We start from the raw sequence: 24,735 nt of genomic DNA on the forward strand, positions 1-24,735 counted from the left end.
TTATGTTGTTATTTAAAGTAATTTGGTGAAAGGATCTACTGTACAGGGTTTTCCCTGAATGCGCACGAGCACTGCGGACCAAAACAGCCTCTGTGCGCGTAATTCTAATGGGTTTTCAAGAATATTTCGGACAAGGTATTACATAGACGCTCGCATTCGCTGCGAGTTCCCACCGTAATGCGCAAAAAATCCTCGATGCGCGGCAGGCTGAAATGCCTGACCAGCACGCCGCGGGCCCGCAGGGCGCGGCTCAGCGCCCCCCCCTCGTGCTCAGGATGGCGGGCGAAAACGAAGTTGGCGCGCGAGGGTAAAACTTCGAATCCGAGCGTAGCCAATTGTTGCGTCAGGTACTCCCGCGTCTCGATGATCGCTTCCCGGGCCTGGTCGAAATAAGCCTGGTCGCGCAGCGCCGCGATCGCGCCCGCCTGGGCGACCGTGTCCAGAGGATAGGAATTGAAGCTGTCCTTGACCCGTACCAGGCCATCGACGATTTCCTGGCTGGCCATGGCGAAACCCACGCGCAAGCCGGCCAGGGAACGCGACTTGGAGAATGTCTGCACGATGACGATGTTGCCGCAGCGCTCCAGCAGGGCCACCGCCGAGTCGGCGCCGAAGTCGACATAGGCTTCGTCGACCACCACCGGCACATCCGGGTTGGCGCTGGCGATGGCTTCGATGTCGGCCAGGCCCAGCGCGATGCCGGTGGGCGCATTGGGATTGGAAAAAATAATGCCGGCGGGCTGCGCCGGGTGGCCCGCCGTGTAGTCCGAAACACGTATGGAAAAATCCTCGGCCAGGGGAATCGTGCGGCAAGGGATGTCGTACAGCCGGCAATAAGTGCGGTAAAAGCTGTAGGTCACGTCGGGCATCAGCAAGGGCCTGTCGCCGCGCCGGAACAGACCGTTGAAAATATGGGCCAGCACTTCGTCCGAGCCATTGCCGGGAAACACCTGGCGCGCGTCCAGCCCGTGCAGCGCGGCGATCGCCTCGCGCAAGGCCGTGGATTCGTTGTCCGGATAGCGGCGCAGGCTGTCAGTGGCCGCCGCCCTGATGGCCTCGAGGACCAGCGGCGACGGGCCCATCGGATGTTCGTTGGTGTTGAGCTTGAGCAAGTCGGCGATTTTGGGCTGCTCGCCAGGCGTATATGGCGCCAGATTAACGACGTGATCACTCCAGAAACGGCTCACTGCGCCCCCTGTGCGTATGGATTGTGCGAGGATTTGAATTCAATGCGCAAAGGCGTGCCTTCGAGCTTGAAGGTGGTGCGAAAACGGGTTTCCAGGTACCGGCGGTAGGAATCGGAAATGGCGTCCAGCGCATTGCCGTGGATGACGATGAGCGGAGGGTTCTGTCCTCCCTGGTGCGCATAGCGCATCTTGGGCCGGAAGATGCCTTTGCGCGGCGGCGGCTGCTGCTCGACGGCGGCCTGCAGGATGCGGGTCAGCTTGGGCGTGGACAGCTTGGCGAAGGCCGCGGCATGCGCCGTATTGACGGATTTGATCAGGGCATTGACGCCCTGGCCGTTCAAGGCCGAAATCGTGTGCATCTTGGCGAAGGACAGGAAACGCAGCTTGCGCTCGAAATCGCGCAGTATGACTTCGCGCTGATGGCTGTCCAGGCCGTCCCATTTGTTGATGCCCACGACCAGCGCCCGGCCCGTTTCCAGGACAAAGCCGGCGATGTGGGCGTCCTGGTCGGAAATCTCGGTTTGCGCGTCCAGCATCAGCAACACCACATTGCAGGCTTCGATGGCCTGCAGGGTCTTGATGACCGAAAATTTCTCGACCGCTTCGAATACCTTGCCGCGGCGGCGCAGGCCCGCCGTATCGATCAGGGTATACGCCACGCCGCCGCGCTCGAAGTCGATCTCGATGGCGTCGCGCGTGGTGCCCGGCATATCGAAGGCAATAACGCGCTCTTCGCCCAGGAGTGTGTTGATCAGGGTGGACTTGCCGACATTGGGCCGCCCGACGATGGCCAGCTTGATGCGGTGCTGGTGCGCGCCGGCCTCGCCTTCCGCGCCCTCTACCCCTTCTTCTTCGTCGTCGCCGAAGGCGGCATTGGCCTCGTCCAGGTCGAGAACGGTTTCCTCGGCCTGGGCGCCGGGAGCGCCGCCTTCTTTGTCCAGGTAGGACAGGGCCAGTTCGATCAGGTCGACCACGCCATCGCCATGCGAGGCCGAAATGGGATGCGGCTCGCCCAGGCCCAGTTCGTGAAATTCGGACGCGGCGGAGCCATAGCGCATGCCTTCGGCCTTGTTGACCGCCAGCAGCACGCGCTGCCCCGTCTTGCGCAGCAAGCGCGCGATTTCGTGATCGTGGGCGTTGACGCCGGCGCGCGCATCGACCAGGAAAATCACCACATCGGATTCGGCAATCGCCTGCTGGGTCTGGCGCGCCATTTCGAGCAGGATGCCGTCCTTGGCGACCGGCTCGAAACCGCCCGTATCCACCGCGATGAAAGGATGATTGCCGACGCGCCCTTCCCCGTAGTGGCGATCGCGCGTCAGCCCGGAGAAATCCGCCACCAGGGCCGCGCGCGAGCGGGTGATCCGGTTGAACAACGTGGACTTGCCCACGTTGGCGCGGCCCACCAGGGCCACTACCGGTTTAAAAGTAACACTATTCAATTGACACCGACCAAAACCAGATTGCCATTACCTGTTTGCACCAGCACACCGCGATTGGTGGCCAGCAATGGCGACGTAATGGCGTCGCCACCGACCTGCACGCGACCCAGCAGCTTGCCGTCGGTACGCGATAAAAAATGCACATAGCCTTCAAAATCGCCAAATGCCACGGCCTGCGGAACGACCGCCGGCGAAGACAGGCGACGATTGCGCAGCGCTTCCTGTTTCCAGACTTCATGCCCATCGGCCAGCGCCAGAGCGCGCGCCACATCGCGCTGGTCGGCGGCGTAAGCCTGCTGGGTATCCGTGGTCATGCCGGTGTTGCTGGAGAAGTTCTGTTCCCATATGGGGCGGCCGCCCTGCGACACGTCGAAACACACCATCCGGCCCTGGTAGGTCACGCCGCACAGCAAGGGCCCCTGCATCTGCGGCGTCCCGACCACATCGCTGATGCGTTCCAGGTCGGTGGCGCCCTGGGAAACGGAGACCGTCCCCTCCCATTGCACGCTGCCGTTGGCGGCATTGATGGCCATCAGCTTGCCGTTGGGCAGGCCGGAAATCACCAGGCCGTCGAGGATGACCATCTGCATATTGGTCTTGAGCGCCAGGGCGGGACCGGGGCGCTGGATATTCCAGCGCGGCTCGCCGCTGGCTTCGTCGAAGGCCTGGATGCGGTAATCGCTGCTGCGCACCACCACTACGCCGGCGCCGACCGCGGGAGGAATGTTGACGGCGCTGGTGGCCTTGGCGCGCCATTTTTCAGCGCCGGTGTCGTCGAATGCCACGACGGTGCCGTCGGCCGCGGCGACCGCCGTGATGTTCCCGTCCGAGCCTACACCGGCCGTGAGATTGGTTTTGGCGTCGCCGCGCCACTGCACGCGGCCCGAGGCAAGCTCCACCTTGCTGACCGCGCCGTTGGGCGCGGCGGCATAAACGGCGTCGCCGACCAGGACGGGAATGAAGCCGTAGCCGCCGCCGCTGCCTATGGATGCCGACCACGCCACATTGGCCGAAACGCCGGCGGCGTATTCAGTCAGGGGAGCCGGATCGTAGCGCTCGTTCTTGCTGGAAAACATGGAACATCCGGCCAGGGCGGCTACGCCCAGCGCCAGCACGGTGCTGCGCAAAACACGACGGGCAAGGGTTATCTGCATAAATCAGGCTCCACCTAATGCATCAATTTTCAATCGGACGATTTGCGCCACGGGATCCGGCCCAAGTTCTTTCAATGCGCTTTCCCACGCCGACCTGGCGTCGGCCACCTTGCCCTGCGCCAGGAGGATGTCGCCGCGCCTGTCGGCATACAGCCCGGCGAACGCCGCGGGGGCATTGTCCAGCTGGGCCAAGGCTTGATCGTACTGCTTTTGTTCCAGCAGCACGCCGGCCAGGCGCAGCTTGGCCAGCGAAACCAGCGCGATATCGGTGCTGTGCCTGGTCAGCCATTCCAGTTGTTCGCGCGCGCCATCGAGGTCCTTGCGTTCCTGCAAGGCGCTGGCCGCGACCAGGACGCCGCGCGAGGTATAGCCGGATTCGGAAAAATCGCTGCGCAAAGTGCTGCTGGCGGCCTTGATCCGCGCCACGGCGTCATCGCCCTCTTGCGCAGTCGCGCTTTCAAGCGCTTCGAAGTAGCCCATGGCCTGCCCGGCCTGGTGGCCTTCGTACCATTGCCAGCCGCGCCAGCCGACTATTCCCGCCACGATGACGAAAATCAGAATGGCGCACAGCGTACCGTAGCGGTCCCACCATGCGCGCAGCGCATCCAGCTTTTCCTGCTCTTCCAAATCGTATGCCATGCCTTAAACCTTTAATTTCAATTCTGTAACCAGGCGATCGAGCGCGATCGTCTCTTGCTGAGGCTGATCTTGCCCGCCCTGTTCCCGCAACCATTTGACGCTTGCCGCTCGCGCGGCGAGTTCGTCGGCCCCCAGGATGACCGCGACGGTTGCGCCGCTGGCATCCGCGCGCTTGAACTGCGACTTGAAGCCCGCGGACCCGGCATGGACGATCACGCGCAGGCCCGCATCGCGCAGCGATTCGGCCAATTGCGCGGCCAGGCGCTGCGCCTCGGGGCTTTGATGAATCATGTATACCTGGCATTCGGGCTGCGCGGCCTGCTCGCCCGACTGCGAGCACAGATCCAGCAGGCGTTCAACGCCGATGGCGAAGCCCACCGCCGGCGCCGCCTTGCCGCCCAGCAATTCAATCAATCCGTCGTAGCGGCCGCCGCCGCAAACCGTGCCCTGCGCGCCCAGCCTGTCGGTGACCCATTCGAAAACAGTCAGATTGTAATAGTCCAGGCCGCGCACCAGGCGCGTGTTCAGGCGGTAGTCTATGCCGGCATCGCGCAGCCGTTCGCATACGCCTTCGAAATGGTCCAGCGATTCGCGGCCCAGGAAATCGAACAGGCGTGGCGCGTTGTCGGCCATATCCTGCATGGCGGGGTTCTTGGTGTCGAGCACGCGCAAGGGATTGGTGTACATGCGCCGCAAGGCTTCCTCGTCGAGCACGTCCTTGTGCTGTTCCAGGTAGGCGACCAGCGCGGCGCGGTGCGCGGCGCGCTCGTCGGCCTGGCCCAGCGAGTTCAGTTCGAGCCGGATGTCGTTCAGGCCCAGCGTTTTCCACAGGCGCGACAGCATGACGATGAGTTCGGCATCGACGTCGGGCCCGGCAAAGCCCAGGGCTTCGACGTCGACCTGATGAAACTGGCGATAGCGCCCGCGCTGCGGTTTTTCGTGGCGGAACACCGGCCCCATGGCATACACCCGCTGCGGCCTGTCGTACAGGATATTGTGTTCGATGGTCGCCCGCACCATGCCGGCCGTGAACTCCGGGCGCATGGTCAGCTGTTCGTCATTCAGGGCATCGGTGAAGGTATACATTTCCTTTTCGACGATGTCGGTGACTTCGCCTATGCCGCGCGCGAACAGCCTGGTCTGTTCCAGCACAGGCGTGCGCATATTGCGGTAGCCGTAGCTGGCGAGCCATTCGCGCACTGTTGCCTCGAGCGCTTCCCATTGGGCGCTGCTATCGGGCAATACATCTTTCATGCCGGTCAGGGCACGGACTTTTTGAAACGACTGCGTCATAGAATTCTTGTTTTCCCGCGGGCTAGCCCCGCCCCTTGTAGTTATCCGGATGGCCGGCGCCATAGCGGCGCTCGACATACTGCTCGACTATCGCCTGGAATTCGTGGGCGATGCCGTCGCCCTTGAGCGTCACGGTGCGCTGGCCATCGACGAACACCGGCGCCGACGGGATTTCCCCGGTGCCGGGCAGGCTGATGCCGATATCGGCGTGCCGGCTTTCGCCCGGCCCGTTGACCACGCAGCCCATCACCGCGACATTCATGGTTTCGACGCCGGGGTAGCGGCTTTTCCAGACGGGCATCTGCTCGCGCAAATACGTCTGTATGCTGTCGGCCAGTTCCTGGAATACGGTGCTGCTGGTGCGCCCGCAACCCGGGCATGCTACCACCATGGGAGTAAATGCGCGCAGGCCCATGCTTTGCAGGATTTCCTGGGCGACGATGACCTCGCGGCGGCGGTCCCCGCCCGGCTCGGGCGTGAGCGAAATGCGTATGGTGTCGCCTATGCCCTGCTGCATCAGGACGGACAGGGCCGCCGTGGAGGCCACTATCCCCTTGCTGCCCATGCCCGCCTCGGTCAGGCCCAGGTGCAGCGGGTAGTCGCAACGCAAGGAAAGATCCCGGTATACCGTGATCAGGTCCTGGACATGGCTGACTTTGCATGACAGCACGATGGCGTCGGGCGGCAGGCCGAGTTCTTCGGCGCGCTGCGCATTGCTGATCGCCGACACCACCAGGGCGTCGCGCATCACCGCCTGCGCATCCCATGGCTGCTGGCGCCGGCTGTTGTCGTCCATCATGCGGGCCATCAGTTCGTGGTCCAGGCTGCCCCAGTTGACGCCTATGCGCACCGGCTTATCGTAGCGGCAGGCAATTTCTATCATTTGCGCGAAATTGTCGTCGCGCTTCTTGCCCCCGCCCATATTGCCCGGATTGATGCGGTACTTGGACAAGGCCTGCGCGCATTCGGGAAACTGGGCCAGCAGCTTGTGCCCGTTGTAATGGAAATCGCCCACCAGCGGCACGGCGATATTCATGCGGTCCAGCTGTTCGCGTATGGCGGGAACCTCGCGCGCAGCCTCCGGCGTATTGACCGTAATGCGCACCAGCTCGGAGCCCGCCATGGCGAGCTCCTTGACCTGAATGGCGGTGGCGACGGCGTCGGTCGTATCGGTATTGGTCATGGACTGCACCACCACCGGGGCGTTGCCGCCGATCCGCACCGATTTGCCGCCCCAGCTGACGATGGCCGACCGTGTCGGCCGGCGCCCGGCGGCGCCGACAGGCAAGGAATGGCTGGCCGGAATGCTGCCTGGAGTGTCGTTCATTTCTTCAGGGATTTGAGCCAGTCGAATACCAGCCACGAATCGGGCACCCAGCCGCGTTCAATGGCGTAAAAACCGGCGACAAACAATAAGACCAGAATGATGATGAGCCAGCCCCAGGGGCGGTGCACCGGCTCGCCATGGATGGGCAGGTCGGCGGGCCCCAGGGAGCCGGCGCGCGAAATGGCGACCGGCTTGGCGGCGGTGTAGCCCACCTGGCTATCGAGCATGACCAGCAATGCGTCGACATCGGCTTCCAGGAAGCGGCCATAGTTTTTCACGAAGCCCCGCAGGGAAACACCGGTGGGAAGGCGGTCCCATTGCTCGGTTTCGAGCGCCTCCAGCTGGCGGCTGGTGAACTTCAGGCGCGCGGAGACTTCCCCGGGCGACAAGCGCCGGGCTTCGCGCAGACTGCGCAGCGTAGCCCCGATCCCGCTGGGGACGGAAGGGGGAGGCACGACTTCGAGCCGAGATTCTTTCAGTAAGGGTTGAGTCATCCACGCTCCTGTTTGATAGCGATGGTCGCACGGTCAGGCAAACGCTCGTTGATGCGCGTGCGATCTTTGACATCGCCTGCCAGCTGCCCACAGGCAGCGGCAATGTCATCACCACGCGTCTTGCGTACGGTTGTCACCAGACCGGCATCCATGAGACGCTGAGCGAACAAACGCACGCGGGTCGCGGGCGAACGCGTCAGGCCTGACTGCGGAAAAGGATTAAATGGAATCAAATTGAATTTGCAACGCACCTGCTTTGCAATAGTAATCAATTCGCGCGCATGCTGGTCGGTGTCGTTGACCCCGTCGAGCATGATGTATTCGAAAGTAATGAAGTCGCGCGGCGCATATTCGAGATACCGGTTGCACGCCGCCAGCAGTTCGGCCAGCGGATGCTTGCGGTTCAGCGGCACGAGCTTGTCGCGCAGCGCGTCGTTGGGGGCATGCAGGGATACCGCCAGCGCCACCGGGCAGTCGCGGCCGAGGCGATCCATCATGGGCACCACGCCCGAGGTGGACACCGTGACGCGGCGCCGCGACAGGCCGTAAGCGTTGTCGTCCAGCATCAGGCGCAAGGCGCCCAGCACCTGGTCGTAATTGAGCAGAGGTTCGCCCATGCCCATCATCACGACATTGCTGATGACGCGGGCCGGTTCGGTCGCCGCCGGCGCGCCCTCGCCGATACGGGCGCTGGGCGGATCGGCCTGCAGGGCGCGCTTGGCATACCAGAGCTGGCCTATGATTTCGGCCGTCGTCAGGTTGCGGTTGAAGCCCTGGTAGCCGGTGGAGCAGAAGGGGCAGGCCACGGTACAGCCCGCCTGGCTGGAAATGCACAAGGTGCCGCGGTCGTCTTCCGGTATGAAAACCGCCTCGACCGCATTGTTCTTGCCCACATCGAAGAGCCACTTGCGCGTGCCGTCGGTAGAGCGCTGTTCGATTGATGCGACCGGCGCATGAATCGAACAGTGCTCTGTCAGTTGCCCGCGGAATTCACGCGCCAGGTCGGTCATCTGGTCGAACGTATCCACGCCGCGCTGGTGGATCCAGCGCTGCAGTTGCTTGGCCCGGAAAGGCTTGCCGCCCCACTGGCCGACCAGGTCGGTCAGCGCGGCGGTATCGAGGCCAAGAAGGTTGATGGATTCAGTGGATGACATAAACTTTGGCGCAATGAATGACGCGTTATCGCCAGGAATCAACGGCTGTGGATGTTGCTTTCGGCGAAGAAGAAAGCGATTTCGACAGCGGCTGTCTCCGCGGCGTCGGAACCGTGGACGGCATTGGCGTCGATGCTGTCGGCGAAGTCGGCGCGGATGGTGCCGGCCTCGGCTTTCTTGGGATCGGTTGCGCCCATCAGGTCGCGGTTTTTCTGGATGGCGTTTTCGCCTTCCAGCACTTGCACGAACACGGGACCCGACACCATGAAGTCAACCAGGTCCTTGTAGAAAGGACGCGCCTTGTGCACGGCGTAGAAGCGTTCGGCGTCTTCGCGCGACAGTTGTTGCAAACGGGCCGCAATGACTTTCAAATTGGCTTGCTCGAAACGGGCGACGATCTGGCCGATGACGTTCTTGGCGACGGCATCGGGCTTGATAATGGAAAGGGTGCGTTCAATAGCCATGTAGAATCCAGAGAGTATAGGATGGTTCTTGCCGTTTGATTACGCGCGGCGCCCTGCGGGCAGACCATGGGCGGCAGTCAAGACAGCGAAAAACCAGGTTGCGAAAACGGTTTTCTTAGTAAAAACAATAACTTTGATGAAGTTTATGTTAACCGGGCATTTTAACATGCCAAAGCCAGCCGGCTACATCATAAAATAACGCCATTCAAGTCAAAAGCGGATCACGGCTCGTTTTACCGACCAGTTCGGCATTTGACCCAAGTTTCGCGCGCATCGCACGTTTCATATATAGTCAGACTTTCGCCGCTCTGCGGCTGTCTGCATTTACCTTTTACATCATGACCACAAATCTCGCAGCGACCGATCCCGAACAACTCTCGAAAAGCTTTGAGCCGCAGGAAATAGAAACCCGCTGGTATGCTGAATGGGAACGTCGAGGCTACTTCAACGGCGGCCAGCATGTGGAACCCGGCGGCCAGCACCGCGCCCGGCCCTTTGCCGTGCAGTTCCCGCCGCCCAATGTCACCGGCACGCTGCACATGGGACATGCCTTCAACCAGACCATCATGGATGGCCTGGTGCGCTACCACCGCATGCGCGGCGACGACACGGTCTTCATCCCCGGCACCGACCACGCGGGCATCGCCACCCAGATCGTCGTCGAACGCCAGCTCGACGCGCAAGGCGTCTCGCGCCACGACCTGGGCCGCGCGGCTTTCGTCGACAGGGTCTGGGAATGGAAGCAGAAATCCGGCAATGCGATTACCGAACAATTCCGCCGCCTGGGCTCGTCGTGCGACTGGAAGCGGGAATACTTCACCATGGACGACAATCTGTCGCGCGGCGTCGTGGAGACCTTCGTGCGCCTGCACGAGCAGGGCCTGATCTACCGCGGCAAGCGCCTGGTCAACTGGGACCCGGTGCTGGGCACCGCCGTGTCCGACCTGGAAGTGGTCAGCGAGGAAGAAGACGGCTTCATGTGGGAAATCCGCTATCCGCTTGCCCAGCCCGCGGGCGGCATCGAGCATCTGGTGGTGGCCACCACGCGCCCCGAAACCATGCTGGGCGACGTGGCGCTCATGGTGCACCCTGAAGACGAGCGCTACGCCCACCTGATAGGCGCGACCGTCACTCTGCCCCTGGTCGGGCGCCAGATTCCGGTGATCGCCGACGACTATGTCGACCGCGAGTTCGGCACCGGCGTCGTCAAGGTCACCCCGGCCCACGATTTCAACGATTATGCCGTCGGGCAGCGCCACGGCCTGGACATGATCAGCATTCTCACGCTGGACGCCAGGATCGCCGACGCGGCGCCGGCGGCCTATCGCGGCCTGGACCGCTACGAGGCCCGCAAGAAAATCGTCGACGATCTCAGCGCCCAGGGGCTGCTGCAGAGCGTCAGGCCCCACAAACTGATGGTGCCGCGCGGCGATCGCACCAACACCGTGATCGAACCCATGCTTACCGATCAATGGTTCGTGGCCATGAGCAAGGCGGCCCCGGCGGATACCCTGCATCCGGGCAAGAGCATTACCGATGTGGCGCTGGAAGTGGTGGCCGATGGCCGCATCAAGTTCTATCCCGAGAACTGGACCACCACTTACAACCAGTGGCTGGAAAAAATCCAGGACTGGTGCATTTCGCGGCAACTCTGGTGGGGCCACCAGATTCCCGCCTGGTACGCCGAAGACGGCCGGATTTTCGTGGCGCGCAACGAAGCCGAGGCGCGCCGGAAAGCCGACGCGGCCGGCGTGAGCGGCCCGCTGCTGCGCGACGAGGACGTGCTCGACACCTGGTTCTCGTCGGCCCTGGTGCCGTTCACCGATCTGGGCTGGCCCGAAGAAACCCCGGACCTGGCCCGCTACCTGCCGTCGAGCGTGCTGGTCACAGGCTTCGACATCATTTTCTTCTGGGTCGCCCGCATGGTCATGATGAGCATGCACATGACCGGCAAAGTGCCGTTCGAAACCGTCTATGTGCACGGGCTGGTGTGCGACATGGACGGCAAGAAGATGAGCAAGTCCAAGGGCAACACGATAGACCCAGTCGACCTGATAGACGGGATAGGCCTGGATGGTTTGCTGGAAAAACGCAGCAGCGGGCTGATGAACCCCAGGCAGGCCGCCAGCATCAGGAAAAAGACGGCCAAGGACTACCCCAACGGCTTCCCCGCCTATGGCACGGATGCGCTGCGCTTTACCATGGCGGCCTATGCCACGCTGGGGCGCAATATCAATTTCGACCTGAAGCGCTGCGAGGGCTATCGCAATTTCTGCAACAAGCTCTGGAATGCCACGCGTTTTGTGCTGATGAATACCGAAGGGCATGACCTGGCCGCGCCGGCGGGCGGCCAAGCGCCGGGCGGCGAGCTGTCGTTCGCGGACCGCTGGATCGTCAGCCAGCTGCAGCGTCTGGAAAGCGATGTCGAGCGCGGCTTCGCCGATTACCGCTTCGACAATATCGCGAATGCGCTGTACCACTTTGTGTGGGACGAGTATTGCGATTGGTATGTGGAGCTGGCCAAGGTGCAGATTCAGAACGGCACGCCGCAGCAGCAGCTGGGCACCCGCCGCACGCTGATCCGGGTGCTGGAAACGGTATTGCGCCTGGCGCATCCTATCATTCCGTTCATCACGGAAGAACTCTGGCAGAAAGTGGCCCTGGTGGCCGGCAAGCGCCAGGCCGGCGAGCAGGCCAGCCTGTGCGTGCAGCCCTATCCCTGGGCCAATACGGATTTGCTGGATCCGCAAGCGGAGGCGCAGGTCGCCGAACTGAAGGCGCAGGTCGAAGCGGTGCGGGCCTTGCGCGGCGAGATGAGCCTGTCGCCGGCCCAGCGGGTGCCGCTTATTGCGCAGGGCGACCGCGCGGTGCTGCAGGCCAACAGTATGTATCTGGCGGCGCTGGCCAAGCTGGACAATGTGGATATAGTGGATCATTTGCCGGATGTGGGCGCTCCGGTGCAGGTGGTGGGGGCGACGCAATTGATGCTGCACGTCGAGATCGATGTGGATGCGGAGCGCTTGCGGCTGGGCAAGGAAATCGAGCGCCTGGAAAATGAGATTGCGAAGGCCAATGGCAAGCTGTCGAACGCCAGTTTCGTGGAGCGGGCTCCGGCGGCAGTCGTGGCGCAGGAAAAGGCGCGCGTGGCGCAATTCGGGGAAACGCTGCAGAAGGTGCGGGATCAGCTGGCAAAGCTGGCTTGACGGGGGCGGTGGCGATGATTCCTGCTTTCGCCCAGCGCCGGCGTGCATTGGCGATGGCTTTTGATGCGTCGCTGGCGTGCGTCGGCGCTTGCTTCACACGTCGCCATGTTGATTTGATGCCGGAATCTGCTTGACACGCCGCTTTGCTGATGAAACGGGCCGGCGCCGACTAATGGTGCAATGCTTTGAGAACCACGTCGGGCGCAGATGCCACGACTTTGAGCAGCGCAACTGCCGGGCCGGTGGGCGCGCGGCGCCGTTGCTCCCAATTTTGCAGCGTACGTACACTAACGTTGATCGCTGCCGCGAAATCTCCCTGCGACAGCCGTGTGCGCTCGCGCACTGCTTTGACGTCGATGACGTTGGTGCGTCGGCCTTCGAGCTGGCCAGCTCGAATCGCTTTGGCCTGCCGCAAGCTGAGCTTGAGTTCAGAGAAGAGCTTTTCGTCCATGTCAGAGATCCTTTACCAGTTCCCGCAATACTTCAACCTGTGCAGGTGTCAGGTTCCCCTGTTTTGCCTTGGCGTACGCCAGCAATAGCAGGATTTGGTCGTCGGCGGTGATCCAGTAATAGATTACCCGCAAGCCGCCTCGTTTGCCGGTGCCCGGCCGCCGCACACGCAGCTTCCGAATTCCGCCGCCACCTGGAATGAGGTCGCCTATTGCCGGATTGGCAGCCAGTTCCTGCTGGAATTTCGCGTAGCCATCATCGTCCAGCAGTTTTAGAATCTGGTCCGTGAATATGGGAGTTTCGATAAACTCCATGGCCATATCATACGCCATTGGCGTATGGTTGGAAATAGTCATAAGACGCCCATCGACATTATTATGGACTACCAGCCCGGCTTTGACCTGCCCCGAGAGTAGCGGGGCACGGCGCCTGGCAATGGATATCTTGCATCGGATAGGCAGGAGAATAAAGGGGGGGCCGGACAAACTCATGCGCCATCTGCTCAGCCGTTGCCAAGCAGGCAGCTAAAAAAATTAGCGGCAGAGGTGAGTTTTATTCGTTAGGCAAGCACAACCCCGGCAGGCCAAGACGCTAGCGCTGGTGGCGGATTTTGTCATTCACTGCCTGCTGGATTGGCTGTCCAGGGAAATTGGCGATGAAGGAGGTAGCACAGGACCTGGCATACGTTCTTGAGAAGAGCGGCATGGCCAAAGAGCATGTCTAAAGAACACGCAAACCGCCCTATTTCGCCTGACCGCCCAAAGACCTCAGGAACTTCTCATCGGCCTTGGACAGCAAACCCGCCTCGCGGGCGGCCGCTATCAGGTCGGGGCGCCGCGCCGCGGTCAAGGCCAGCGACTGCTGGCGCCGCCAGATAGCGATATTCGCATGATGGCCGGAGATCAGTTCCGCCGGCACAGACACCCCGTGATACTGTTCCGGCCGCGTGTAATGCGGGCTGTCCAGCAAGCCGGTCAAGGCCGTATTGAAAGAGTCCTGGAGAGCCGAATCCGCGTCATTGAGCGCGCCCGGCAGCAGGCGGACGGCGCTGTCTATGATGGCGAGCGCCGCGATTTCGCCGCCCGACAGCACGAAATCGCCCATCGACACCTCGTGCGTGACATTGCGATCAATGAAACGCTGGTCTATGCCCTCGTAGCGGCCGCAAATCAGGATGGCGCCGCCGCCATGGGCCAGTTCCTGCGCCATGGCCTGGTCAAACCGCTTGCCCGTCGGGCTCATGAGCATGACAGGAATGTCGCCAGGCGGCTCCCGCTCGGCCGCAATGCCGGCCCTGGCGGCCGCGACAGCCAGCTCCAGCGGCTCGGCCATCATGACCATGCCGGGTCCGCCGCCGTAAGGGCGGTCATCGACCGTGCGATGGACGTCATGGGTGAAATCGCGCGGATTCCACAAGCCCAGCGACCAAAGCCCCTGCTTATGGGCGCGCCCGGTGACCCCGAGGTCGCGCACCGCGGAGAACATATCGGGAAAAAGGGAAACCACGTCAAACCGCATAGCGCCCGCCCAAGAAACAGCCCTCAGAACTCCGCCGGCCAGTTGCTGTCGAGCCGCCTGCTGGCGATATCGACCGTGTGCACATGGGCGGCGACAAACGGCACCAGGACCTCTATGGCGCGGCCTTTCTCATTCTGCATCGGGACAAGCGCGCCATCGGCGCCCGCCGTGGCGCGGGCCACGCGCAACAGCGCATGCGCGCCATTATCGACGACGTCGATGACCTCGCCTATCAGGGCTGGCTGGCCATCGAGTTCGCCGAACAGCTGGCAGCCGATCAGGTCGACCCAATAGTATTCGTCGTCGTCCGCGGCGGGAAAATCCGCGCGCGGCACCCACACCGTATGCCCTTTCATGGCTTCGGCGCGATCCCGGTCAGGCACGACGCTCAGCTCGGCCACAACCGTCGCCCCCTGGGGGCGGCAAGCAAGGACCTGCGCCGCGAAAGCGGACGGCAAAACGCCCGTGCTGCCAGGCGGGACGGGCGCTTTCAGCCACCAGGTTTTTGCCGCAAGCAATACCTGGGCATCAGAGGAATGGGGCTGAACCTTGACCCAGCCGCGCACCCCGTAAGCCGACACAATGCGCCCGAGCTCTACCAGATCCGCAGGAGCTCCGGCATGCGAAGTATCGACTGTAGCCACCTTGAATGCTATGAAGCAGCGCTATCAGGCAGCGGCTTTGGCCGAATATTCTTTGACCAGACGCGTGACAGCAAGCGACAACTGGGCGCCCTTGTCGGTCCAGTATTGAACACGGTCCAAGGCAAGGCGCAGGTTTTCCTGGCCTTCATTGGCCACGGGGTTGTAAAAGCCCACGCGCTCAATGAAACGACCGTCGCGACGATTACGCGAGTCGGCTGCTACAACGTTGTAAAACGGACGCTTCTTCGAGCCGCCACGGGCTAGACGAATCACAACCATTGGTAATCCTTAAAAAAATACTGTGAAAAACAAAGGATTCTAGCACTCTTAGGCCCGCCTTCGCAAACTCAATCGGCATGAAGCCCCAACCGGCAAGAAAAAAGCAACAACTGGCACTAGCGCCGGCGCAGGTAGTGCGTGGCGCCCGCCTCGGTCTGGACCTGCGCCTCGAGCGCATTGCCGGTTTGCTTGGCAAAGGCCTGGAAATCGCGCAGTGCATGGACATCGGTGGTGATCACCTTGAGCACCTGGCCGCTATGCAGTTGCGCCAGCGCCTTTTTGGCGCGCAGAATCGGCAAGGGGCATTTCAGGCCCGAAGCGTCCACTTCCAGGTCGGCGTCAGGTACGGCCAGGGTATCGGTCATGATGGCAAACCCTGTCTTCAGGCCGCGCCCAGGCGTTCGCGCACCCAGGCGTCGGCGCCGGCAATCGCGCCATCGAGGGCGGCCGCGTCGGTGCCCCCGCCCATGGCCATGTCCGGACGGCCGCCGCCCTTGCCACCCACCTGGCCAGCCACCAGCCCGACGAGATCGCCGGCCTTGACCTTGCCGGTCAGGTCGGCAGTCACGCCCGCGACCAGGCTGATCTTGCCGTCGGCCACGGTAGCCAGCAGTACCACCGCCGATTTGAGTTTATCCTTGAGCTGATCGACCATGCCGCGCAAGGCCTTGGGGTCCACGCCCGACAGGCCGGCAAGCAGCAGCTTGGATTCGCCGGCGAGAGCCACCGCCTTGCCGGCCAGGTCATTGCCCGCGGCGGCGGCCAGCTTGCTTTGCAGCTGGTCCAGCTCGCGCTCCAGGCCTTTGACCTGGCCCTGCATGAGCGCGATACGGTCGACCAGCTCGGCCGGCTGGGTCTTGAGCAGGCCAGCCGCGCGCACCAGGGTGTCGTTGGTTTGCTGCACCCATTTCAGGGCATTGTCGCCGGTGATGGCCTCGATGCGGCGCACGCCGGCCGCCACCCCGCCTTCGGACACGATCTTGAACAGGCCGATATCGCCGGTGCGCGCAACGTGAGTCCCGCCGCAGAGCTCGCGCGAGAAGCCGATATCCAGCACGCGCACTGTGTCGCCGTATTTTTCGCCGAACAAGGCCATCGCCCCGCCCTGCACCGCCTCGTCATAGGGCAGGACTTGCGCATTGGTCGGGTGGTTGTCCAGCACCTGGGCGTTGACGATCTGCTCGACCTCGGCGATCTGGGCGGCGCTCACGGGCGCGTCATGGGCAAAGTCAAAACGCGTCTTGTCGGCGTCCACCAGGGAACCGCGCTGCTGCACATGCGCGCCCAGCACCTGGCGCAGGGCCTTGTGCAGCAGGTGGGTCGCCGAATGGTTGCGCACGGTGCGGGCGCGCTGCGCCGCGTCGACCTGAGCGTCGACCGTGTCGCCCACGGCAAGCGAACCCTCCAGCAATTCGCCATGATGGCCGAAAACGCCGCTCTGGATTTTCTGGGTGTCGGCGACCTGGAAGCGCAAGCCCTTGCCCAGCAGCAGGCCGGTATCGCCCACCTGGCCGCCGGACTCGGCGTAGAACGGTGTCGCGTCGAGCACCACGATAGCCTGCTGGCCGGCGGCGAGCGACTCGACCGAGGTGCCGTCGACATACAGGGCCGTGACTTTGCCCTGGCTCTGCAGGTGTTCGTAGCCTTCGAAGCGGGTATCGACGCCGCTATAGGCCAGGCCTTCGACCGCCTTGAACTTGCCCGCCGCGCGCGCCTGGCTGCGCTGGCGGTTCATGGCGACCTCGAAGCCTTCGTGATCGACCTGCACATTGCGCTCGCGGCAGATATCCGCGGTAAGGTCCACCGGGAAACCGTAGGTGTCGTACAGCGTGAACAAAGTCTGGCCGTCCAGGACGCCGTTTTCGGCGATGCCCGCGAGCGCGGCATCGAGGATCTTCATGCCGTGTTCCAGCGTTTCCCTGAAACGCTCTTCTTCCTGCTTGAGCACTTGCTCGACGCGCGACTGCTGGGCCGCAAGTTCGGGATAGGCGCCGCCCATCTGCTGGACCAGGTCGCCCACCAGGCGATAAAAGAATGTGCCCGACTGGCCCAGCTTGTGGCCGTGGCGCAGCGCGCGGCGCACGATGCGGCGCAAGACATAGCCGCGGCCTTCGTTGCTGGGGATGACGCCGTCGACGATGAGAAAGCTGCAGGCGCGGATGTGGTCGGCAATGACTTTGAGGGAGTTGTCACCGAGGTCGGTGGCGCCGGTTTCGCGCGCCGCCGCCTGGATCAGGGCCTGGAAGAGATCGATTTCATAGTTGGAGTGCACATGCTGCAAAACCGCGGCGATACGTTCCAGGCCCATGCCGGTGTCCACGCAGGGCTTGGGCAGTTGCGGCATGTTGCCCGCGGCGTCGCGCTCGAACTGCATGAAGACCAGGTTCCAGATTTCGATATAGCGATCGCCGTCCTCGTCGGGGGATCCCGGCGGGCCGCCCCAGATTTCGGGGCCGTGGTCGTAGAAGATTTCGGAACAGGGGCCGCAGGGGCCCGTATCGGCCATCTGCCAGAAATTGTCGGACGCATACCGGGCGCCCTTGTTGTCGCCGATGCGGATGATGCGCTCGGCCGGCACGCCGATTTCCCTGGCCCAGATGTCATAGGCTTCGTCGTCTTCCTGGTAGACCGTCACCCAGAGCTTTTCGGCCGGCAGCTTGTAGACGGTGGTCAGCAGTTCCCAGGCGTATTGAATCGCCTCGCGCTTGAAATAATCGCCGAAGCTGAAGTTGCCCAGCATCTCGAAGAAGGTATGGTGCCTGGCGGTATAGCCGACGTTCTCCAGGTCGTTGTGCTTGCCGCCGGCGCGCACGCAGCGCTGCGAGCTGGTGGCGCGCCGGTAGGAGCGCGTGTCCTTCCCCGTGAATACGTCCTTGAATTGCACCATGCCGGCGTTGGTGAACAACAAAGTCGGGTCATTGCCCGGCACCAGCGAGGACGAAGGCACGATCTGGTGCCCTTTCGACTCGAAGAAAGACAGGAACTTCTGGCGTATTTCGGAGGTTTTCATTGCAGAAAAACACTAATTGATAAGTAACCTTTAATTATAGGGGGTGTTTTCCGGTTTGTTGTAAAACCGCTTCAATCCCGGCATGGGGGGAAGGTCAGTTCACGCACAGATAGCCCATGCTGCGGCCCTCGGGAAAGGTTTGCGGGCCGCTGTCGGAAATCAGCACGGAAATAGATGATTCCGGGCAGCTGCATTGCCCCGTGACCGGATTGGCTGTCGAGGCATGGGCCTTGGTCCAGCAGCCGTACACCAGATTGATGGAATAGCCGCCGCTCATGCGGCCGGCGGACCGCCAGGCATGGTCGCGGCAAACCAGCAGACCGCCATTCACCTCGCGGGCCACCGCGCCGTCTTCGGCGCAAGGTTCCTGCAGGTTTGCCTGCGCGCCCAGGTGCAGATACTGCCGGGCGCGCAGGCCGCCCTGCGTGCTGATGCTGCCCTTGACGCTGACCGCCGCGCCGAAATCCGGGTCGCGCATATCGCCGACCCGCAGGAAGTCGAGCGGACCAAGCTGCTCCGAGGTGATGGCCAGCGCCACGGTGCCCGCCGGCAAGGCCTCGCCAGGCGCGGGAGGGTTGGGCATCTGGAATGCCGGCCCGCGCACGAGATGGGCGTGGGCGCGCGCCACGTGCCCGCCCCACCCTTGCGCCGCCAGCATCCATTGCGCCACCATTTGTTCATCGACCTGCCCGCTCGCCGGCGAGAGGAAGGGCTTGTTGCTGTACACGATGGCCTCGAGGCGGCAGGCGGGGCCGGGGCAGGCGCCATGGCGCAGCAAGCGTATGGAGGCGCCGCCTCCCGGGGCGACGGATTCCGGAAAGCCGGGCGACAACAAGCCGTCGTTCTTGAGCTCGGCCAGCCGGGGAGCGGCCCAGTCCTCATACCCGTGCTGATGCAGCGCTTCGGTGGAATCGGCTTGCATCAACGCGCCCGCGTAGCGCTGCATATAGCCGTGCACCGATTTCTTGACCACCAGCATCCAGGCGGCGCTCGCCTGCGCGCCGGCATCATTGACACGGTTGACCAGGCTATTGCTGGCCCATACCGTCAGCAGGGTGGTCACGATCGCCGCGATGATCAGTTCCAGCATGGCGTAACCTCGCTGCGCCCGCATGGCCGTTCCTTAGCCGGCCGTGAAGACGAAGGTGTTGACATCGCCCTTGGCGCACTTGGACTCGGTTGCCAGCGCGCTGTAGTGGATATTCTGTTTGATGTCCTTGACGACCGCGGTGGCGCCGTCGTCCGGCGTCACCGTGATGGAGTCCGAGACGCGCTGCATGACCGAGGCGATGGATGGGCAGGCGGCATTGCTGACCTTGTGCAGGGTGATGGAGAACGCGTTGCGCGATTCATTGGCCGCGACCTCCACCTCGCCGTCGCTGCCGAGGCCGTGCAGCACCTTGGTGCTTGCGCCGCTGCCCGAGACCGAGAAAATGCTGGAATCGCGCACCATGTTGGCGAAGTTCGAGATATCGATGCCGTCATAAGGCTGGGTCGAACCGTTGGGCGCGTTGACCTTGGTCTGCAGGATGAAACGGGCCAGTTCCTCGCCCACCTTCGGAACCTTGTTTTCGACCACATAGCTGCCTATGGCGGGCACGCCGATAATGGCCAGCAGCAATACGATGGCGGTGACCAGGGAGACTTCGATCAGCGAGAACCCTTGCTGGGTGGACGCAACAGTAGCAGACATGACAGCTCCTTGAAGAATACGCCCGCCCCTATTGGCTTGCGTAGAAAAGCATCAGCGACCGGCGCAGTTCGTCGATCACGGCGTAATGCCATAAACCCAGGCCCAGCAGGCAGGCCAGGCTGGCAAGCAGCAGCCCCCAGCGCAAGGCCAGCGCCTGCCTGGCCACGGCGCCCAGCACATGGCTGCGCAGGCGCTCGCTGCCAAGCCGCAGGCCGGCCTGCAGCCCCCGCGCCATGACCATGTCGCAAAGAAACCAGAACTGCTGGCGATCGAGCAGGCCGGTGTCGAAAGTATCCGCGCCAACCAGCCCGGCATCGATGCGCTCCAGCATGGCATCGATGTGGCTGGCCTGCCATTTGGAGGCGCCGGTTTTCTGCAAGGCGAGCGCCGTGCGCAATTGGGTGGATTCGCTGCCGTCGCTGCCCAGCACGATGGCCAGCAGGGCCAGAAAACGCAGCGCGGCGACATGGCGGTATATGCGCCACAGCGCGAACCTTTCGAGCCGGCGCCGCAGAGGCCCGCAGGTATTGGGCAAGGACCAGAGCAAAAGCAGCCAGCCGCCCGCCGTCAGCACCGCCATGAAGGGCCAGTTGGCCTGGACAAGGTCCGAAAGCCGGATCAGCGCCTGTGTGAGGCGGCCATAATATTCAACCGGCACCGCGGAAAACGTGTGCAACAGCCGGGGCACCGTAAACCAGGGCATCGCCAGCAGCATTGCCGCCACCACCAGCAAGGCCAGCGCCGCCGACCACAAGGTGGCGGCCAGGATTTCCTTGGCCCGCCGGGTCAGGTGCAGCACCCGCGCAAGCTCCTGCAGGGTCCGGACCAGCGCGGCATTGCCCAAGGCCTGGGCGGCCCGTATCAGGCCCAGTTCGTCCTGCGGGAAACAGCCCAGCCAGGTCCCATACAGGTCGCCGCCGGCCGCCTGGTAAGCCAGCACCCAGCGCCGCGACAGCCGCCCCCGCAGCGACCCCGGCCCATAGCGCCGCGCATCCAGCTCGAAGATTTCCTTCAGGGTGCGGCGCCCCTGCATGCCATGCAGCAAAGCGGAAAGATAATCGTAGTAGTCGGCGCGCCCCCGGGCAAACCGCCGGCAGTCGATCGCCTGCCGCAGCGGCAGCAGCCAGCGCTCGCGCAAATGGCCGAGCATGAGGGCGCTCATGGCACCGCCCGCAAGCGCGGGGCCGATGACTGCGCGCAGCGGGCGTCGCGCAAGCGCCGCTGCGTTTCAAAGGCATGGAAATGCGGTTCGATATCGCGCGGGTCTATCAGGCCCTGGCTGGCTTTGAAGATGGCGCATTCCATGGCGCAGCGCGCCGCGCCATGACCGCCCGCCTGATCCGGGGGCCACGCCGGGTCGGGCGCCGGGCCGACCGGCGTGCCGGCGCCGCGCAGGCTTTGCAGAAAGCCCGGCCACAATGCCGGCTCGAGGGTCTCGGCCACGACCGTGCGCCCGGCGTAGCCATTCAGCTCGGGCAGCTGCTGCCTTCGGCATGCCGGGCAGCCCTGTGGATTGCGTATCCGCAAGGAGTCGGCCGGACACGCATACAGCTCCTGGATCAGGTCCAGCCACATGCGCCATTGGCCGCCGCTGCGATGCCGGCCGCCGCCGTCGGCCCCTGCCTGGGCATCGCGGCCTTGAGCCAAGACCTGCGCGGGCAAGGCGCAGTGGGCGCACAGAACCGGCAAAAGCGCCTGGCAGACGAGCAGCTTGAGCATGCCCGGCGCCGCCAGGAAATCGCGCGATACCCCGATGAAATCGGAAGCCAGGCGCTCTGGAACGAGCGCGGCCGACGGCGCGTGCACCGTGGTATAGATATTCACGCCCGAGCCGGCCAGGTCCATGAAGGCCCGGCCGGTTTCCTCGTCGCGGATCTCGCCCAGCAGCACATCGCTCATGGCCGAGCGCTTGAGCGCCCTGAGTTTGGCGGCATAGTTCTGATGGGCCGCGGCGCCGAGGTTTCTTGCCACCGAATTCTGTATGGCCCGGGGAATAAGGTACTCCACGGGGTCCTCGATGGTGATCACCTTGCGGTGGGCGGGAAGGCCCGCGATCAGCGAGGCCAGCGTGGTCGATTTGCCGGAGCCCACCGTGCCGGCGAAGATGATGGCGCCGCCTTCCGAGAGCATCGCCCGCTCGATGAGCCCGATCTGGTCCGGCAGGTAACCCAGTTGCTCCAGGGTGGGCAGGCACGCGGCGGCCTGGCGCTCGAGCAGGCGCAGGCACACGCTGGGGCCGCGTTCGGTGGCCAGCGAAGCCCAGCGCAGCATGATGGCCCTGCCATCGACCAGCCGCGTCATGCTGCCCTGCTGCTCTATCGTGGGATCGAACACGGCGCCATTGCCGCCGGAAATATCCATCCACGCCACCGACAGCATGTCGGCGAGCATGCTGGTGGGCATGCGCCGGAAACATTCCGGCGAGATGTAGCGCCCTGATATGGTGTACTTCACTTCCGACTCGGGCTCATGGCTGGCGACGTTGATGTGCAGGTCGCTGGCGCCATTGCGCACGCCCCACTCGACCAGATTATGAAAGGCGTCGGCCAGAGCGGTCCTGGACTGCGCCAGGCGCGCGCCGGGCTGGCTGGCCAGCGATTTCGCCGTGACTTGATTGCGCGCGATCGCCAGCAGCAGGGGCGCCGCCAGCACGTAGCGGCAGGGGCTGGCCGGCACATGGCCGGACTGCAGGATGCGCCGGGCGAGCTCGTCCGCCTGGTCGCTGCCCACGTGTTCGGCCAGGGCAAAGATAGCGACGGACTGGTCCGTCAACAATACCGGGCACAGGCGGGCGGCCAGCGCCTCGACATTGAATTGCGCGCTCAGCGAGCGGGCGAAGCCCGGCGTCATGCGGGCCAGTTCGGCGGCGCTCGCCACCGGCACCGCTTGGGCGGTATCGAAGCGCGGCGGCATGCCGGGGCCCGCCGGGGATGGCGCAGGCAAGGCCCGGCGCCAGGAGGCGAAAGAGGCCATTACTCTGCCGTCCATAGCGAAGGAGGCAGGCACAGGGTGTGGGCCTCACCCTTGCGTTCGAGCTGGACGCAGGACCCCGAAATGCCGCGCAGCCTGTAGGCGTCGGGGTCGGCTTTCACACCCACCGGCAGGGCCTGGCCGCGCATGTAGACCCGGGGCTGCGAACCGACCAGGACTTCGGCGAGCAGTTTTTTCCCGACGCCGTATATCGCCACCAGTTTGAGCCCGCCGTCATGGGTATGAAGGCTGCCGTCAGCGGCGCCCGGCCCCGCCAGGCCTTCACTGCGCAAGGCCTTTTTCGCCTGGCTGAGAGCCAGTTCGGTATCCAGGCGCATCAGCTCGCGCACCGCCATTTGTTCGGCGGCCGGGTCGTCGGCCAGTGCCGCGGCGGCCTGCGGCGCGGCCGGCCCCGGCAGCGCCAGCAGGACGTGGGCGGCAGCCTCAAGAAAGCGCCTGCGCATCGGCCGCGGGCGATGCCGCAGCGGCCCGGCCGCCGGGCTCGGGATGGATTTCGACTTCATACAGCACTCCTTGGAGAGACAGGCTCAAACTGCTGTTTTTCAAGCCTGGTTGTTCGACCTGGTGCAGCGTGAGCCGGGCCTTGCTCCATGCCACGGACGCGGTATGCGGCAGAAGCAGGCCGCCCGAGCGCAGGGGACCGCCAAGCTGCACAAGACGGGAGAAATAAAGGGGCGCGCCAGGCGGCCTGGGCAGCGGCCTGCCTTGCGCATCGCGGGGCACCGATACAGGCAGCGGCTCCGGCTTGCCGACCTGCATCTGGCCGAAGGCGGGCCGTATCGCCTGCAGCGAACTGAACAGTTCGCGCTCGTTATGCGAGGAAGTATTCAAGCGCAGGGCCAGCAAGGGCGCCGCGGAGGACGGCAGGCTCCACGCGGCCCGCGCCTGATCCAGGGAAACGAAGTCGACTGCCCAGTTCCCGGGCGCGGCGGCCAGAAACCGGCTATTGCTGGCAGCGGCGCCGCGCCGCTCGTAATGCGCCTGGCAGCGCCATTGCAGCAGTTGGGCGCCGCATTCGGCCTGGCGCAGCACCCAGCCGCCCACGCCCACGGGCAGCCCGTAGAAGGTATCGAACAGTGCCCTGGTCCCCTGGACGCCGTGCACGAAAAGGCCCTGGGCGGAGTGTTCGACGGCCAGCCGCCATGCCTGGCGGGGATCCGTGGCGGCCTTGCGCGCCGGGGCGCCGGGCGGCGGCCGCAACAAGGGCCAAAGACGCGGCAGCAACAGCACCAGCACCAGGGCCAGCGCAAAGGACTGCACCGGCCAGGGCAGCACGGGCCGCCAGCGGCTCAAGGCATGCAGGCGGCTATACGGCGAACTGGCGGCCTCGATGGCGGCAAGGCTGGGCGCCTCGGGCGCCCGCGGATCGCCCAGCAACACGAGTTGCGGATAGGCCTGGCGCAATTCCGCCAGGACCGGCAGCGCATCGTCCGGGCTGGCGTACAAGCGATCGGTGCGGGCGACGACGGCGCCTTCATGCACCGCCACCAGCCAGCATCCGGCCTGGCCCATGTCCAGCAACAGGACGATGGTGCCGGTGGAGAACAGCTGCGCCACGTTCTGCGCCGCCGAATGCAGGCCGGCTTTGCGCTGCGCCCGGCCGGTTTTCAATGCCGCCACGCCCACCGAGCCCGCCGACTCCCCCGCCAGCACCATATGGGTCGCCCTGTGCCGCCTGGCCAGCCGCAGCCCGAGGCGCTGCGCCCTGCCCCCCAGCAAGGGCAGCCATTCCATGCCGAACACCAGGGTGGCGGACGGCAAGGGCAGCACCAGGGATTCGCTCGCGCCCATGG

Annotated in this window: 23 protein-coding genes; 1 reads left to right on the forward strand and 22 read right to left on the reverse strand. The window is 64.1% G+C overall.

The features are described 5' to 3' along the window. Window positions 1-104: 104 nt before the first annotated feature. Genes hisC through ndk form a run of 9 tightly spaced genes read right to left on the reverse strand, consistent with a single transcriptional unit; the run spans window position 105 to window position 9,154 of the window. A complete protein-coding gene (hisC, locus tag BUB23_RS01920; protein ID WP_073101369.1) occupies window positions 105-1,187 on the reverse strand; it encodes a histidinol-phosphate transaminase in 1,083 nt (360 codons plus the stop codon). After that, the gene (gene der / locus BUB23_RS01925) at window positions 1,184-2,629 is read right to left on the reverse strand and encodes a ribosome biogenesis GTPase Der (protein WP_073101370.1); all 1,446 of its coding nucleotides are present in this window, start codon (window positions 2,627-2,629) and stop codon (window positions 1,184-1,186) included. Before der ends, hisC begins: the two co-directional genes overlap by 4 nt. Beyond that, complete coding sequence (gene bamB / locus BUB23_RS01930) at window positions 2,626-3,783, reverse strand: outer membrane protein assembly factor BamB (protein WP_073101371.1); 1,158 nt, start codon at window positions 3,781-3,783, stop codon at window positions 2,626-2,628. Before bamB ends, der begins: the two co-directional genes overlap by 4 nt. 3 nt (window positions 3,784-3,786) lie before the next feature. After that, window positions 3,787-4,422 carry a YfgM family protein gene (locus BUB23_RS01935; RefSeq protein ID WP_073101372.1) on the reverse strand — a complete coding sequence of 212 codons (636 nt, stop codon included), beginning with the start codon at window positions 4,420-4,422 and terminating at the stop codon, window positions 3,787-3,789. A gap of 3 nt (window positions 4,423-4,425) precedes the next feature. Next, window positions 4,426-5,715 carry a histidine--tRNA ligase gene (gene hisS / locus BUB23_RS01940; protein ID WP_073101373.1) on the reverse strand — a complete coding sequence of 430 codons (1,290 nt, stop codon included), beginning with the start codon at window positions 5,713-5,715 and terminating at the stop codon, window positions 4,426-4,428. Window positions 5,716-5,737: 22 nt separating this feature from the next. Further along, window positions 5,738-7,042, reverse strand: a complete 1,305-nt coding sequence (gene ispG, locus BUB23_RS01945) for a flavodoxin-dependent (E)-4-hydroxy-3-methylbut-2-enyl-diphosphate synthase (protein ID WP_073101374.1) — start codon at window positions 7,040-7,042, stop codon at window positions 5,738-5,740. Next, window positions 7,039-7,536, reverse strand: a complete 498-nt coding sequence (locus tag BUB23_RS01950; protein ID WP_073101375.1) for a helix-turn-helix domain-containing protein — start codon at window positions 7,534-7,536, stop codon at window positions 7,039-7,041. Before BUB23_RS01950 ends, ispG begins: the two co-directional genes overlap by 4 nt. Then, a complete protein-coding gene (rlmN, locus tag BUB23_RS01955; RefSeq protein WP_073101376.1) occupies window positions 7,533-8,690 on the reverse strand; it encodes a dual-specificity RNA methyltransferase RlmN in 1,158 nt (385 codons plus the stop codon). Before rlmN ends, BUB23_RS01950 begins: the two co-directional genes overlap by 4 nt. 38 nt (window positions 8,691-8,728) lie before the next feature. Beyond that, window positions 8,729-9,154, reverse strand: coding sequence for a nucleoside-diphosphate kinase (gene ndk / locus BUB23_RS01960; RefSeq protein WP_073101377.1), 426 nt, complete (start codon window positions 9,152-9,154; stop codon window positions 8,729-8,731). Between the two features lie 338 nt (window positions 9,155-9,492). On the opposite strand from ndk, the gene BUB23_RS01965 reads away from it, so the two are divergent. Beyond that, the gene (locus BUB23_RS01965; protein WP_073101378.1) at window positions 9,493-12,357 is read left to right on the forward strand and encodes a valine--tRNA ligase; all 2,865 of its coding nucleotides are present in this window, start codon (window positions 9,493-9,495) and stop codon (window positions 12,355-12,357) included. A gap of 169 nt (window positions 12,358-12,526) precedes the next feature. Here BUB23_RS01965 and nadS read toward each other — a convergent pair whose 3' ends face one another. The 13 genes from nadS to BUB23_RS02030 all read right to left on the reverse strand — a co-directional run bounded on the left by nadS (window position 12,527) and on the right by BUB23_RS02030 (window position 24,733). Next, a complete protein-coding gene (gene nadS, locus BUB23_RS01970; RefSeq protein WP_073101379.1) occupies window positions 12,527-12,808 on the reverse strand; it encodes a NadS family protein in 282 nt (93 codons plus the stop codon). A 1-nt stretch (window position 12,809) separates the two neighbouring features. After that, window positions 12,810-13,163 (reverse strand): type II toxin-antitoxin system RelE/ParE family toxin, encoded by a 354-nt coding sequence (locus BUB23_RS01975; RefSeq protein ID WP_245801131.1) that lies wholly within the window; start codon window positions 13,161-13,163, stop codon window positions 12,810-12,812. A gap of 385 nt (window positions 13,164-13,548) precedes the next feature. Beyond that, a complete protein-coding gene (trmD, locus tag BUB23_RS01980; protein WP_073101380.1) occupies window positions 13,549-14,325 on the reverse strand; it encodes a tRNA (guanosine(37)-N1)-methyltransferase TrmD in 777 nt (258 codons plus the stop codon). Between the two features lie 23 nt (window positions 14,326-14,348). Continuing rightward, on the reverse strand, window positions 14,349-14,969 hold the full coding sequence (rimM, locus tag BUB23_RS01985) for a ribosome maturation factor RimM (RefSeq protein ID WP_073101381.1): 621 nt from the start codon (window positions 14,967-14,969) through the stop codon (window positions 14,349-14,351). Between the two features lie 24 nt (window positions 14,970-14,993). Next, entirely contained in the window at window positions 14,994-15,248 is a 255-nt protein-coding gene (gene rpsP / locus BUB23_RS01990) for a 30S ribosomal protein S16 (RefSeq protein ID WP_073101382.1), read from the reverse strand. A gap of 116 nt (window positions 15,249-15,364) precedes the next feature. Then, complete coding sequence (locus BUB23_RS01995; protein ID WP_073101383.1) at window positions 15,365-15,613, reverse strand: sulfurtransferase TusA family protein; 249 nt, start codon at window positions 15,611-15,613, stop codon at window positions 15,365-15,367. 17 nt (window positions 15,614-15,630) lie between these two features. Beyond that, window positions 15,631-18,258, reverse strand: a complete 2,628-nt coding sequence (gene alaS, locus BUB23_RS02000; RefSeq protein WP_073101384.1) for an alanine--tRNA ligase — start codon at window positions 18,256-18,258, stop codon at window positions 15,631-15,633. A 94-nt stretch (window positions 18,259-18,352) separates the two neighbouring features. Then, the gene (locus BUB23_RS02005; protein ID WP_073101385.1) at window positions 18,353-19,372 is read right to left on the reverse strand and encodes a hypothetical protein; all 1,020 of its coding nucleotides are present in this window, start codon (window positions 19,370-19,372) and stop codon (window positions 18,353-18,355) included. Between the two features lie 9 nt (window positions 19,373-19,381). After that, complete coding sequence (locus tag BUB23_RS02010; RefSeq protein ID WP_073101386.1) at window positions 19,382-19,951, reverse strand: type 4 pilus major pilin; 570 nt, start codon at window positions 19,949-19,951, stop codon at window positions 19,382-19,384. 28 nt (window positions 19,952-19,979) lie between these two features. Further along, window positions 19,980-21,113, reverse strand: coding sequence for a general secretion pathway protein (locus BUB23_RS02015; RefSeq protein WP_245801132.1), 1,134 nt, complete (start codon window positions 21,111-21,113; stop codon window positions 19,980-19,982). After that, a complete protein-coding gene (locus tag BUB23_RS02020) occupies window positions 21,110-22,924 on the reverse strand; it encodes a GspE/PulE family protein (protein WP_245801133.1) in 1,815 nt (604 codons plus the stop codon). Before BUB23_RS02020 ends, BUB23_RS02015 begins: the two co-directional genes overlap by 4 nt. Continuing rightward, on the reverse strand, window positions 22,924-23,445 hold the full coding sequence (locus BUB23_RS02025) for a hypothetical protein (protein WP_143160845.1): 522 nt from the start codon (window positions 23,443-23,445) through the stop codon (window positions 22,924-22,926). Before BUB23_RS02025 ends, BUB23_RS02020 begins: the two co-directional genes overlap by 1 nt. Further along, the gene (locus BUB23_RS02030; RefSeq protein WP_073101388.1) at window positions 23,366-24,733 is read right to left on the reverse strand and encodes a hypothetical protein; all 1,368 of its coding nucleotides are present in this window, start codon (window positions 24,731-24,733) and stop codon (window positions 23,366-23,368) included. Before BUB23_RS02030 ends, BUB23_RS02025 begins: the two co-directional genes overlap by 80 nt. Between the last annotated feature and the right edge of the window lie 2 nt (window positions 24,734-24,735).

The sequence above is a fragment of the Pollutimonas bauzanensis genome, assembly GCF_900129885.1.
In the GTDB taxonomy this organism is placed as follows: domain Bacteria; phylum Pseudomonadota; class Gammaproteobacteria; order Burkholderiales; family Burkholderiaceae_B; genus Pollutimonas; species Pollutimonas bauzanensis.